The sequence below is a fragment of the Catellatospora sp. NPDC049111 genome (assembly GCF_040648615.1).
In the GTDB taxonomy this organism is placed as follows: Bacteria; Actinomycetota; Actinomycetes; order Mycobacteriales; family Micromonosporaceae; genus Catellatospora; species Catellatospora aurea.
Map to the genome: position 1 here is coordinate 1 of NZ_JBEZEB010000080.1, position 13,333 is coordinate 13,333.

Sequence of the window (13,333 nt, forward strand, 5' to 3'; positions counted from 1 at the left end):
CGCATCAGTGATCGTCAGCGCTGCCTTCGGCCGACCCATCCGTCCCATCGGCACAGCATAGACTTATGCAACGGATTTCCGGCGCAGCACACTAGAGGCGCATTAGGAACAGTTCGTTCCTAATGCTGCGACTCTTTTCGCATCCCTGACCGGGGGGAGACCGGCGTTCGCTCCTGCTCCTGACGACACCGCCGGCCGAGGCCGAGCAGCAGGCCATTCGCATCGCATAAGCGTGCCTTAAAACGTAACTGTTTCAGTTACACTTATCCCGTGAGTGCCAACAGCAAGCTGACGATCGCCACCCACGCCCTAGCGTGGATGACCCTCAACGAGCGCCTGGGCGGCAAGTTCGCCACCTCCGAGCAGATCGCGAAGAGCGTGGCGACCAACCCGGTGGTAATCCGGCGGCTGATGAGCGAGATGGCCAAGTCCGGGCTCATCGAGACGCAGCGCGGCCCGGGCGCCGGCTGGCGTCTGGCCAGGGCACCGGAAGACATCAGCCTGTGGGACATCAACGAGGCGCTCGGTGCGGAAGCAGCGTTCGCGCTGCACCGCAACGAACCCAGCGAGTCCTGCCCGGTCGCCCGCGGCATCCGCCCGGCACTCACACCCGTTTATGTCCGCGTCGACGACGCGATCCGTCGTGAGCTGGCCGGCACCCGCCTCGCCGATGTCCTGCGGGACACGCTCACGGCAGTAGCGCCTGACTGATCGACACAACCCAGGAGATACCGATGACCAACAACACGAACCTCGCGTACGCAGTGCGCACCGCAACCCGGCAGGGCGTCACCCGCGACCTGCCGCACGGGCCGCAGGATCTGCAGTGGGTCGCCAACACCGCCACCCTCGTCTACGGCGAACACGACGCGGTTCTGGTCGACACGTACACGTCGATCGACCAGAACGCGGAACTAGTCGACTGGGTGAAGTCGTTCGGCCGCAACCTGACCTACGTCTTCATCACCCACGGCCACGGTGACCACTTCTTCGGCATCGGTCAACTCCTGGCGGCGTTCCCGGACGCGAAGGCGATCGCCGCAGCCGGATCCGTGGCGCGAGCACACACCCAGGGTGAGCCTCAGTGGCGCGACGGATTCTGGGAGAAGCTGTTCCCCGGCCAGATCCCGGAAATCGTCTTCCCGGAGCCGGCCGACGGTCACCAGTTCGAGCTCGAGGGCCACCAGCTGCAGGTGATCGAGACCGGGTTCACCGACACCGCCGACTCCACCGCGCTGTGGGTTCCCGACCTGCGCCTGATCGTCGCCGGCGACGTCGTCTACAACGACACCCACCAGTACACGGCCGAAACGACGCGGCAGACGCGTGAGCAGTGGGCGCAGGCCACCGAACGGCTCGCCGCGCTCGACCCGGTAGCGGTCGTCGCGGGTCACAAGAAGCCGGACGCGTCCGACGACCCGAAGATCCTCGCCGAGACCGCCGCCTACCTGCGCAGCTTCACCGCCGCCGCGGACGACTCCCGGACCGCGGAGGAGCTGTACCACCGGATGCTCAAGCTCTACCCGCGCCGCGCCAACCCCGGCGCCCTCTGGGGCGGCGCCAAGGCCGCCAAACCGGCGTAGCGACTGGCACCGTCGGCGCTGCGCGCTGAGGAGCGCAGCGCGCGGGTGACGCCCTGGGCGTGGTTTGCACGGCCGGGTGGTTCTGCGGGCAACGTTCAGGCTCTGGCGCGAACGGTGGGCCGGACAGCAGCGAGCCGGGCCGGTTTTCCCACCAGTCCGCTGCCGATCACCGCCGGACGCGACGCGTGCCGTGGGCGGCGAAGGCGCCGTGACCCGCGAAGACCCGCCTCGCGAAGCGTTCCGCCATGCGCCGGTGCGTGGCGGCGTCGGGATGCAGCTGATCCGGTAGCGGGTGTTCGGCGAAGTCGGCCTCGCCGTACAGGTCGAGACCGTCCAGGTAGTACAGGTGCGGATCGGTCGCGGCGCGCTGCGTCACGATGCGGGCCAGCTCCTGGCGGATCACTCGCAACGTCAGCTTCCCTGCGGCGCGTTCGGCAGGATCGCCGGTGGCGGTGAACTGGATCTGCCCTCGGCGCAGCGCCTCGAGGTCGAAGGCGCCGGGACCGGGGGTGTCCTCGTGGATTGGGCAATAGATCGGCGAGACGACCAGCAGCGGAGTTGTGGGATGCCCGTCGCGGATCGTGTCGAGGAAGCCGTGCACGGCCGGTGTGAAGGCGCGCAGGCGCATCACGTCGGTGTTCACCAGATTGATGCCGATCTTGACACTGATCAGGTCGGCCGCGGCGTCCCGCAGGGTGCGGGCGGTGAACGGGTCGAGCAGGGCACTGCCGCCCAGACCCAGGTTGATCAGCTCGACACCGCCGCGGGCGGCGGCGAGCGCCGGCCAGGTGGTGGACGGGCTCGCGGCGTCCGAGCCGTGGCTGATCGAGCTGCCGTGGTGCAGCCACGTCGGCCGGCTGTCGCCCGTGCCGGGCGCGACCGGGGCGTCGGTACGCAGGGCGACGAGTTCGGTGGCCTCGTTGTGCGGCAGCCAGATCTCGATGTCCTTGAGGCTGTCCGGCAGCCCGGTGAAGGACACGGTGCCCATCGGTCCGGTCTGGCGGTCGACGGCTCCGGTGGCCATGTCGATGCTGAGGGTGTTGCCGCCTGGAACATCGCCTTGGTCGGTCAAGCGGCCGTCGACGATCAGGTCGTAGACGCCGTGCGGGCGGGGCGGCAGCCCGGCGTAGGTCCGCCGGGTGGCGAGGGCGTCGAGCTCGATGGCCGTGGCGCGGGTGCGGAAGCTGATCCGTACGCCGGAGGGCTGTGCCTCGACCATGGCCAGCTGCGGGTCTGGGCTCTGCGCCCGAGCGCGGGCCGGGAGCCGGTGCGGCAGCAGGCCGCGCTCGGTACGTTCGACCTCGCTGGCGCCGCGGATCAGCTCGGCGGTGATCGGTGTGGTGATCCAGGTGTTCATTTTGGCGCCTTGCGTTCGGGGGACGGGTGTGGTGCTGCGGGCCAGTGGCGCAGCAGGGCGTCGAGGCCGTCGAGGATGCGGCTCCAGGACTGCTGCGGGTCGGGGCTGCTGTGGTCGAAGCTGCCGGCCAGCTCCAGGCTGATGAAGCCGTGGAAGGTGCTGCCGATCAGCCGGACGGCGTGGGTCTGGTCTGTCTCGTCGAGTTGGTAGCCACGCAGGATCGCCCGGGTCATCTCGGAGTGCCGGGGGCCGGCGCTGCCGGCCGCGGTCTGCGGGTCGAGCCGCATGCGCGCCGCGGCGTACCGGCCGGGATGTTCGCGGGCGTAGTCGCGGTAGACGTCGCCCAGGGCGGCCAGCGCGTCCTTGCCGGCCCGGCCGGCCAGGGCCGCGGCGCCGCGGTCGGCGAGCTCGTCGAGGGCGAGCAGGGTGATCCGGGTCTTGAGGTCGCGCGAGTTCCTGACGTGGGAGTACAGGCTCGGCACCTTGACGTCGAACCGGCGGGCGAGCGCGGAGACGGTTACCTCGTCGAAGCCCACCTCGTCGGCCAGCTCCGCACCTGCCTGCACGAGGCGCTCCGGCGTCACACCTGGTCGTGACATGACCGACCTCCTTCCTAAAGAAATCATGCTTTCACCTAATACCTTTAGGCAAGTGAGGTCGGTCACGGACATGCCCCGGCGGGCAGTGCTCCAGGTCGCCGGGCGGGCGGACCGGTCGGCCGGCGCCCGCACAGGGAACCGGCTCGGCGCGCTCGACACCGGAACGACAGCCGCCGTGCGGGTCGGGTCGATCCGCACGGCGGGCTTGCTGCCCCCGAGTGGATGTCACCGGGCCGGCGTGGTCGAAGGGCCGGCCCAGCGTCATCGCGGCTCAGTTACGCATGGTCCACTGCTGGTTGGTGCCGCCGTGGCAGCTCCATAGCTGGATCTTGGTGCCGTTGGCGGTCGCTGCGCCTGCCGCGTCGACGCAGAGCCCCGACTGGACGCCGGTGATGGTGCCGTTGGCGTTGAGGTTCCACTGCTGGTTGGTCTGACCGCTGCAGTCCCAGATGATCACGGCGGTGCCGTTGGCGGTGCCGCGGCCGGAGGCGTCCAGGCATTTGCCCGCGACGGTCAGTTGCTTGCTGGAGGTGTACGTCCAACGCTGGGGGTTGCCTCCCCAGCAGTCCCACAGCTGCATCTGGGTTCCGTTGGCCGTGGCGCCGTTGGGCGCGTCGACACACCGGGCGGAGCCGGTCCCGACGATCATCACGTTGGAGCGGCTCGGCGGCGGGCTGCTGGGAGGCGGGCTGGTGGGTGGGGCGCCGCCGTCCAGGCCGAGGAAGGAGATCGAGTAGGCGAGCATTCCGGCCTGGGGAAGGGTGTGTCCGGTGCCGGAGATGCTCACTGCCTCAACAGTGGCCTGCGTGCCGGTGCTTCCGTAGCGGGACCGGGTCCAGGTCGGCTGCGGGCTGTCGGTGTACGACGGCGTCTGGCCCAGGCCGTTCAGGGTGGTCCACTGTTCGACTTCCTCGTTGAAGTTGGGGTACGCCAGCGTGGTGTCCGTGGTGCCGTGCCACAGCTGCATGCGCGGGTAGCGGCCGGTGTAGCCCGGGTACATCGCTCGGGCGACATCTGCCCACTGCTGCGGTGTCTTGCCGACGTTGCCGCTGGAGCACTGGCTGTTCCACAGGGAGCCGTCGCTGGTGGCGAAGCATCCGGCGGGCACGCCGGAGAACGCCGAGCCGGCCGCGAAGACGTCAGGGTATTCGGCGGCCAGGACGTTGGTCATCATCGCCCCGGATGAGAAGCCGCTCACCACGATCCGGGCCGGATCGACGTTGTATCTGGTGCGGGCCCAGCTGACCATCGACATGATGCCGGTGGAGTCGCCGCCGCCGTCTCGGCGCAACGCCTGCGACGTGGAGACGTCGAAGCAGCGTCCGGAACGGGTCGCCTCCGGCAGGACGATGACGTAGCCGTACCTGTCGGCCGCGGTCACGTAGTCACGGCCGTTGCCGCCGAATATCGCCGATGCCGATCCGCCGCAGTAGTGGACCAGGACGAGCAGCGCCGGGCGCGATGCCGTCGTGTCGGGCGCGTACACGTACATATTGAGGTTGGTGGGGTTGTTGCCGAAGTTCACCACTTGCGTCAACGTCGCTGCTGCGGCTGGCTGGGCGGCCACGGCGACGACACCCAGCGTGATCAACACGCCGGCCACCGCCGCGGCAAGCATTCGCTTTGTTCGTGTGTGGACTGTCGTCACGGTGGGATCTCCTAATCTTGGCGAGCCGGGACGGCACTGCGGGGGCGGCGTAGGACTGGAGCGTTCCGACGGCATGGCGGGCCGCGGTACCCCTGTACGGGGAGGCGGTCGGTCGATGTGCCGGCACGGGTCAACCGAGCCACGGTGTTGTGGCCGGTGGCGCGACCGGGGGTGGCCCGGTGTTCCTTCACCCTGCGGCTGCGTAGACGACGCTCGGCCCGCTGCCCCGGGCCGCATGTCCCATGGGGACAGCGTCACGGTAACGACATAAGACATCACATGTCAACGACTACCGTCGATCGCTGCAGTCCCCGCATGCTCTCGGCCATTGCTGCTCACAGCAGCCAGACAGGTCCGGCCCGGGTACTCGCCCGGGATCACGAAAGAAACTTTGTGCGCTAAAAGTGCGCCGCACACGTCATATGACAATACCGGCCATGGTCAGCAGACGGCTTGCGACCGACGGAGATTCTCGGGGCAGTCGACGCGACGGCCCCGAGAATCTCACGTTCGCTTGAGTCAGACTGCCACGATGCTCCACTGGTTGTTGGTGTTGGTGTTCGGCGTCCACATGACGCAGGTCGATCCGGCCGTCGTGTTGCCCGCGCCGTCCAGCGCTGTGCTCGTGCCGCGGTTGATGATCTGGAAGCGGCCGTTACCCATCGCGTTGAGCCGCCACTGCTGGTTGACCCCGCCATTCCACGCCGATTGCCGGCACGGGGCCCCGTTGGCGGGGTTGCCCCAGCTGTCCGCGACCATCCCGTTCGTACGGTTGACCATCCGGTACCACCCGCCGCCCAGATCGACGAACTGCCACTGCAGGTTGTTCGACCCGTCCCAGTTCCACTGCTTCACATTCGATCCCGATGCGACATTGCCGCCGCTGTCGAGGACCAGACCGGTCGTGCCGTTGGCGATCCGCACATACCCGGTCGGGATCGGGCTGCCGGCCGTCACCTTCAGTGACGCGATGGCGTCATTGTTGCCGGTGTTGCGCAGGTCGGCATTGTCGGCCGGAATCGTCCAGCTGGTGCCCGTGAAGCCGTCGTTGGCATAGCCGACGACCTGGTATCCCGCGGAGACCCGAACCGAGGAGATGACCCGCAGGCCGATGCCGCGCGACTGCAGCGCCGCCGCCGAGTAGTCGCCCGGCCCGAGCGCCGCGCTTGCCCCGGCGTAGTTCGCGTCGGCATACACGGTCGCCCCGTCCACGGCCTTCTGGGTGACCGTCATCTGGTAGGTGCGTCCGGCCTGAGCGGAGAAGACCAGGACGTCGGTCTCCGGCCTGGTCGGCGTGACGACGTTTCCGCTGGTGGAGTCGACGACTTGAACGGTTCCGGCGAGCGCGCGGCTGCGCACCCTGACGGTGCCGGCCCGGTCGGCTTTGATGACGATCTCGTCGGCCTGGCCTGCGCTCCACGTCGCATCGACGGTGTACCCGCCCCGGCCGCGCAGACCGGTCACCTTGCCGCTGGGCCACGCCGACGGAAGCGCCGGCAGCACGTGCAGTTCGCTGTTGTGGCTCTGCAGCAGCATCTCGGCGATGCCGGAGGTGGCGCCGAAGTTGCCGTCGATCTGGAACGGGGGGTGCAGGTCGAACATGTTCGGCGCCAGCCGGTCGGTTCGCACGAGCAGGCGGATGAGGTTGTGCGCGCGGGCGCCTTCTTCCAGCCGCGCCCAGAAGTTGATTTTCCAGGCGAGCGACCATCCGGTTCCGTCGTCGCCGCGAAGCTCGAGGGTCCGCCGCGCCGCGTTGTAGAGAGTCGGCGTGCCGCGCTTGGTGATCTGGTTACTGGGGTGCAGGCCGTACAGGTGGGAGACGTGCCGGTGGTTCGGCTCGGTCTCCACCCAGTCGTACAGCCACTCCATGATGTTGCCGCGGGAGCCGACCCGCGTCGTGGGCAATCGGTCCCTGGTGGCCAGCACCCTGGTCCGGAAGTCGCTGTCCACGCCGAGCACCTGGCTGGCCTGGGCCACCCCGTTGAACAGGTCGCGCAGGATCTGGTTGTCCATGGTGGGACCGGCGCACACGCTGACGCCGGAGTGATGGTTCAGCTCGGGCGAGTTCGACGGGTTGGTGACCAGGAATCCGAGGGCTGGCTCCTGAACCAGGCTGTCCAGGAAGAACTGCGCGGCGCCCTTCATCGCCGGGTAGTTCTGCTGCAGGAAGGTGGTGTCGCCGGTGAACAGGTAGTGATCCCAGATCATCGTGGCCAGCCAGGCGCCGCCGGTCTGCCACATGCCGGCCGCCGCGAAGTCCACCACCGATGCGCCCCGCCACGCGTCGGTGTTGTGGTGCGTCACCCAGCCTCCGGCGCCGTACTCCACCTGTGCGACCCGGGCGCCGGTGACCGTAAGGTCGTTGACCATCCGGAACACCGGCTCGAAGCACTCCGCGAGGTTGGTGGTGTCGGCGTGCCAGTAGTTCATCGGCAGGTTGGCGTTGAGGGTGTACTTCGACTCCCACGCCGGGCTCAACGAGTCGTTCCAGATGCCCTGCAGGTTGGCCGGCTGGGTGCCTGGTCGCGAGGACGAGATCAGCAGGTATCGGCCGTACTGGAAGAGAAGCGCGGAGAACTGAGGGTCGCTGACCGAGCTGTGCTGGGCGATCCGGACGTCGGTGGTCTGGTCGGCCGCCGACGTACGGCCGAGATCGAGCGTCACCCGCCCGAACAGAGCCTGGTAGTCGGCCACGTGCCGGCTGCGCAGAGTGTCGTAGGCCGTGCCCTGGGCCGCGTTCAGGCGGGCGCGGGCGATACCCAGGTAGTCGCCGTTGACGTTGTTGTAGTTGACGTAACTGGACCCGATGGAGATCAGCAGCGTCACACTGTCGGCGTTGGTCACGCGCAGGGTGCCGCCCGAGCTGCTGGTGCTGCCTCCTGTGGTGATCGCCTTCGCCAGCGCGACGAACCGCACCGAGCCGGCGATGCCTCGTTGATCCCCCGACCGGCCGTCCACGGCGATCGTCGTGCTGTCCGGGCTGGACATCGTGACGCGCTGCGGGCTGGAGTACGAGGCCGTGAACGAGATGGCCCCCGCCCGGTCCGCCGTCAGGCGAACGGCGATGACCTGGTCCGGCGCGCTGGCGAACACCTCACGCTGATACCGCACGCCGTTCTGCACGTAGGAGACCGTGGTGGTGGCGGTGGTCAGGTCCAGGGTCCGGTTGTACTGCGACGGCGTGCCCGAGGGAAACACCAGATTCAGGTTGCCGATCGTCTGGTACGCCAGCTGGCCGGCCGGCCGGCCGAGCATGTTCTGGTCGATCATGCTCTGGGCCTGGCTCCACTGGTTGGCGAAGACCAGGCGCCGGATCTCCGCCAGCGCGCCCGCGCCCTGCGTGTTGCTGTAGTCGTGCGGGCCGCCGGCCCACACCGTGTCCTCGTTGAGCTGCAACCGTTCCGTGTCGGTGTTGCCGTACACCATGCAGCCCAGGCGTCCGTTGCCGATGGGAAGCGCGCGCAGCCATTCGGTCCCGGCACTTTCGTCGTACCAGAGGGCAAGGTCGTTGGCCGCGAGCACCTGTGCCGGAGCTGTCGCGCCGGCCGAGGCAGCCGCGGTCCACGCCGCCGGCGCCAACACCGACCCTGCTCCGGCAACCGCGGCGCCGAGTACCCGCCTTCGTGATACGTCTGTCATGTGTCCTCCAAGCAGGAGCGGCATGCCGGGTCATCCGGGCGACGGCCTCGACACGTCTGATCAGTGGGGGATGGTCCGTTTCTGGTTGGTACCGCCGCGGCAGCTCCCCGGATGGATCCGGGTGCCGTCGGCAGGTGCGGCACCTACCGCGTCGAGGCAGAACCGGGCCTGGCATCCGGTGGTGGTGCCGTTGGTGTGAGCTTCCGCTGCGGATCGGTCGGCCGCTGCCGTCACGGAGGATGGCAGCAGATCGCCATACCGCTTCGGCCCTGAAGCGCGGCCCTCTGCCCCGGACCGCATGTGCGTGGGACTGTGCAACGCTAACGACATCACACGTCACATGTCAACGACTGATGTCGATCCCGTTTCCGCCGAGATGCACGCGGGTCCAGACGCGCAACCCGGGACGGCGCCGACATCGCCACCTCGGTGACCGCCGGATTCATGAACAACGGCCAGGCGTGCTTCGTCGGCACCCGCATCCTCGCCCCGCACAGGGTCCGCGATCCTGATCCGCCCGGCCGAGACGGGCGTGTCCGGCGCCGGTCGGCGCCGGACACGCGCCCGGTGGGTCAGCGAGCAGGATCGGTCTGTGCCTAGCGCTGCAGGGTCAGCACGCCCGGCCGCCACGGCAGCAGGTTGTAGTCGCCTCCCGCGCTGGGGTTCTTGCCCTGGTAGAGGAACTGCAGGTTGCACGGGTCGATGGTCTTGGTCTGGTCGGGGTTGTTGCGGACCAGGTCACCGTGGCTGATGTCGTTGGTCCAGGTCGCCCCGCTGTTGGCCTTGCCGGCGAAGGGGTTGCTCTCGGTGGCGGCCTGGGGGGTCCAGGAGCCGTTCAGGCTGCTGGATGTGAAGGAGCGGAAGTAGCGTCCCTGGCTTCCGATCGCTTCGACGATCATCAGGTACTGGTTCTGGCCCGCGACCTTGTAGACCTCGACGCCCTCGAACAGGTTGTTGGTCGAGTCGGTCATGATCGTGGTGTAGTTCGAGCCGAAGCTGCCGGGGAAGTTCCCGATCGGCATGCTGGACCGGTAGATCTTGCCGTTGTCCCCGGCGAAGAACAGGTACATGTTCTGGTCGTCGCCGATGAGGGTCTGGTCGATCACGCCGTACGGGGCGTCGGGCAGGCTGGCGGTGGACAGCGTCTGCGCCGAGGACCAGCCGTTGGCGTTGGTCGGGTCGTTCGACGTCTTGTAGCTGAACGAGGTCGGGCCCCACTGGTATGCCAGCACCCAGATGTTCTTCGGGGCGAAGTACAGCAGCGTCGGCGCGACCGTGCCCTGGCTCATGCCGTTCTGGCTGGCCGAGGCCATGTCGGACCAGTTCGTGAACAGACCGAAGTTCATCGAGCTGTACGAACCTCCGCTGTTGACGTACGACCCGTAGACCAGGTGCTTGCCGTTGTAGACGACGTTGGTGAAGTCCTTGAGCGAGACCCACCCGTTCTGCGGGTTGGTCAGCGCGCCGGTCGAGGTCCACCGGTAGGTCGAGGGAAGTGAGCAGCCACCCGGGGGCGGCGACGACGGGGGCGTCGACGGCGACGGCGACGGGGAGCTGCCGAACTGGGTCCGCCACTGCTGGTTGGTCTGGCCGTGGCAGTCGTACAGCTGGATCTGCTGGCCGTTGCCGGTGCCCCACACGTCCAGGCAGCGGCCGGACTGCACGCCGCTGATGGTGCCGTTGGAGTTGACGTTCCACTGCTGGTTGGTCTGCCCGTTGCAGTCCCAGATGATCACGGCGGTGCCGTTGGCGGTGCCCTGCCCGTTCGCGTCGAGGCACTTGTTGCCGTAGACGTTCAGCGCCTTGCCGGCGGTGTACGTCCACCGCTGCTGGGTCTGGCCGTTGCAGTCGTAGAGCTGCACCCGGGTGCCGTTGGTCTGCGTCGCGTTGGGCACGTCGACGCACCGGCCCGACTGCACGCCGACGATCGTGCCGGCGCCGCCGGGCGGCGGGCTCGAACTCGGCGGCGTGGTCGGGCTGACGGCGTTGAGGGCGTTGAGCACCGAGGTGTAGGCGGACTTCTTGTTCCCGTTGCCGTCGAACAGCAGCGGGCTCTCGCCGGAGCGCCAGGAGTCGCTGTCGCGCACGCCCCACACGGTGATGCCGATGCAGCGCGACACGTTCATGCACGCCTGGGTGAGACCCGCGTACTGGCTGGTCGACGCGTTGGTCACGTCGGCCTCGGTGAGGGCGACGTCGACGCCCAGGGCGGCGAAGCTGGACAGGGTGGTCTGGAAGTTGCTCGGCAGGGAGCTGCCGCCGGTGAAGTGGGTCTGCAGGCCGACGCAGTCGATGGGCACGCCCCGGGACTTGAAGTCCTGGATCATGCGGTACACACCCTGGGTCTTGCCGTAGCTCCAGTTCTCGATGTTGTAGTCGTTGTAGCAGAGTTTGGTCGACGGGTCGGCGTTGCGGGCGGTGCGGAAGGCGACCTCGATCCAGTCGTTGCCGGTGCCCTGCAGGTTGGACGAGCGGCGGCTGCCGTCCTCGTTGAACGCCTCGTTGACGACGTCCCAGGCGGCGAGTTTGCCCTTGTAGTGGGCCATGACGCCGTTGATGTGGTCGATCATCGCCTGGCGCAGGTTGCTGCCGGACAGGCTCTGCATCCAGCCGGGCTGCTGGGCGTGCCAGGCCAGGGTGTGGCCGCGGACCTTGAGGCCGCGCTGGGTCGCCCAGTTGTAGATCTGGTCGCCGGAGCTGAAGTTGAACTGCCCGCGGTTGGGCTGGGTGGCGTCGGGCTTCATCTCGTTCTCGGCCGTGATCATGTTGAACTCACGGGCGGCGATCGTGCTGTACGTCGAGTTGCTGAGCCGACCGGCCGCGAGCGCCGTGCCGAAGTAGCGGCCCGACTGCGCGGCTGCCGCGCCCAGCGTGCTCTCCGCCGCTTGCGCCGACGGCATCATCACCGTAACCGTGGCCAATGCCGCGACACTGACCGCGCCGGCTAACAGCGCTCTGACGATGGGCGATCTCGTCCACGGGGTTTCGCCACGATGGACGGAGGGACTTGTGGCCACCTTGGCCTCCTTCTTCTGGCGGGCGCCCGAGCCGTGTTGGCGGAACGACCGGACGTCCTATCGAGAGATTTATCAATGCGGATGCTGCCATCGGAGTTTGTTTCAGGCAAGAACTTTCGGAAAACTTCCGGAAATGCCTCGTGCACCGGGCGAGCGATAGGTGCAGGTGAACAGGCATCAGGCACGGTGGGCTTGTTCACCCGGGAGACCGTCACCGGGATCAGTGTGTGCGGAATTTTCGCGACCCGGCGACGCCACCCGTCATAACAGTTTTTGCGCGCGCAGTTGGCGGACCGGCGGCTGGACCACGACGCGATCCGACAGGTGCGATCGGAGGATGCGGCCCTACGGCCTGTCTCATAACTCGGTGGAGTTGTGAAACAGCGCCCTTCTCGGGCGTCCGCTCCTCGCCCCGCGTGGGGTGGGTGCGGTTCCCGCGTCATCGGGGCTGGTTTCGCCTGCGCGTGTGCGCGGGCCAGAGCCTTCCCCTCGGCGGGCGTTGGTGACCGGGCCCCCTGCGTGGAGGTCCCGGACCTGGGCGTGGTGCTGCTCGGCCCAGATGGCGAGGTTGACCGCGGCGTTGAAGTCCCGGTCGGCCTGATACCCGCACGCGGCGCAGACGAACGTGCGCTGGTCCAGGGGCATCGCCGGGGCGACGGTCCGGCATGGGGCGCAGGTCTTGGTCGACGGGTACCAGCGGTCGACCGGAGTCAGGTCGCCGCCGCGCCACTGCTGCTTGTAGGTCAGTTGCCGGGCGAGTTCGCCCCATGCTGCGTCGGCGACGGCTGCGGCCAGGTGCCGGTTGGCGAGCATGCCGGTGATGGTGAGGGTCTCGATGGCGATCTTGTCGTGGGTCTTGACCAGCTTGTTGGAGACCTCGTGCAGGAAACGCTTGCGGATCGCGGCCACGCGGGCGTGGTGGCGGCCCAGCCGGGCAGCCGCTTGCCGGCGGTTGTTCGAGCCGGGCGGTTTGCGGGTGACGGCGCGGGCCAGGCGACGTTGCCGCGCCATGCCCGCCCGCGAGGGACGCGGCCAGTCGTCGACCCGTGCAACTTGCGTGCCGTCGGCGCGGCCGGCCACGACGAACGCGGCCAGACCCCGGTCGACACCCACCCAGCCGGTGCCGCTGTCCGGCTGGTGGCGCACGGCCTCGTGCAGGTCGGCGGCTTCGCAGGTCAGCGACACCGCCCACCGGCCGGCCCGGTGGCTGACGGTCGCCGACAGGATCTTGGCCCTGCCTTTGGCCAGCATCCGCCGCAGCCGCCGGGTGTCCTCGCGCACGGCCATCGTGCCGATGCCGGGCAGGGTCACCGTCCGCGGCCCATGCTCACCGACCCGGATACCCACCCGGCCCGTGGCAGAGGTCTTGCTGCGGAGCCGGAACGACAACTGGGTGCGCTTTTTCGATTTGAACCTGGGGAACCCGACCCGGCGGCCTTTACGGTCGCCGGTCCGCGATGCCGTGTACGCGGCCAGCCCACGACCGAGGT

General features: G+C 68.4%; 8 protein-coding genes. 2 read left to right on the forward strand and 6 right to left on the reverse strand.

Features of this window, described 5'->3' with window-relative positions; all coding sequences use genetic code 11:
* Nucleotides 1-270: 270 nt before the first annotated feature.
* Both AB0B66_RS43495 and AB0B66_RS43500 read left to right on the forward strand, forming a co-directional pair.
* A complete protein-coding gene (locus tag AB0B66_RS43495) occupies nt 271-711 on the forward strand; it encodes an Rrf2 family transcriptional regulator (protein WP_360541501.1) in 441 nt (146 codons plus the stop codon).
* Nucleotides 712-734: 23 nt separating this feature from the next.
* Nucleotides 735-1,583: an MBL fold metallo-hydrolase gene (locus AB0B66_RS43500; protein WP_360541503.1), complete on the forward strand. Its 849-nt coding sequence runs from the start codon at nt 735-737 to the stop codon at nt 1,581-1,583.
* A gap of 166 nt (nt 1,584-1,749) precedes the next feature.
* Here AB0B66_RS43500 and AB0B66_RS43505 read toward each other — a convergent pair whose 3' ends face one another.
* From AB0B66_RS43505 to AB0B66_RS43530, 6 genes are all read right to left on the reverse strand, one after another.
* Entirely contained in the window at nt 1,750-2,940 is a 1,191-nt protein-coding gene (locus AB0B66_RS43505) for a GDSL-type esterase/lipase family protein (RefSeq protein ID WP_360541505.1), read from the reverse strand.
* Nucleotides 2,937-3,539 carry a WHG domain-containing protein gene (locus tag AB0B66_RS43510; protein WP_360541507.1) on the reverse strand — a complete coding sequence of 201 codons (603 nt, stop codon included), beginning with the start codon at nt 3,537-3,539 and terminating at the stop codon, nt 2,937-2,939. Before AB0B66_RS43510 ends, AB0B66_RS43505 begins: the two co-directional genes overlap by 4 nt.
* 271 nt (nt 3,540-3,810) lie before the next feature.
* Entirely contained in the window at nt 3,811-5,133 is a 1,323-nt protein-coding gene (locus AB0B66_RS43515; RefSeq protein ID WP_360541509.1) for a PHB depolymerase family esterase, read from the reverse strand.
* Nucleotides 5,134-5,706: 573 nt separating this feature from the next.
* On the reverse strand, nt 5,707-8,826 hold the full coding sequence (locus AB0B66_RS43520; RefSeq protein WP_360541511.1) for a glycoside hydrolase N-terminal domain-containing protein: 3,120 nt from the start codon (nt 8,824-8,826) through the stop codon (nt 5,707-5,709).
* A gap of 596 nt (nt 8,827-9,422) precedes the next feature.
* Complete coding sequence (locus AB0B66_RS43525) at nt 9,423-11,843, reverse strand: non-reducing end alpha-L-arabinofuranosidase family hydrolase (protein ID WP_360541513.1); 2,421 nt, start codon at nt 11,841-11,843, stop codon at nt 9,423-9,425.
* Nucleotides 11,844-12,200: 357 nt separating this feature from the next.
* Nucleotides 12,201-13,333 (reverse strand): RNA-guided endonuclease TnpB family protein (locus AB0B66_RS43530; protein ID WP_360541515.1); only part of this gene is annotated, 1,133 nt, incomplete at its 5' end.

Coding starts and splice junctions, on each gene's coding strand:
- AB0B66_RS43510 (WP_360541507.1), bottom strand. CDS start 3,539: ATGTCACGACCAGGTGTGACGCCGGAGCGCCTCGTGCAGGCAGGTGCG.
- AB0B66_RS43520 (WP_360541511.1), bottom strand. CDS start 8,826: ATGACAGACGTATCACGAAGGCGGGTACTCGGCGCCGCGGTTGCCGGA.
- AB0B66_RS43505 (WP_360541505.1), bottom strand. CDS start 2,940: ATGAACACCTGGATCACCACACCGATCACCGCCGAGCTGATCCGCGGC.
- AB0B66_RS43500 (WP_360541503.1), top strand. CDS start 735: ATGACCAACAACACGAACCTCGCGTACGCAGTGCGCACCGCAACCCGG.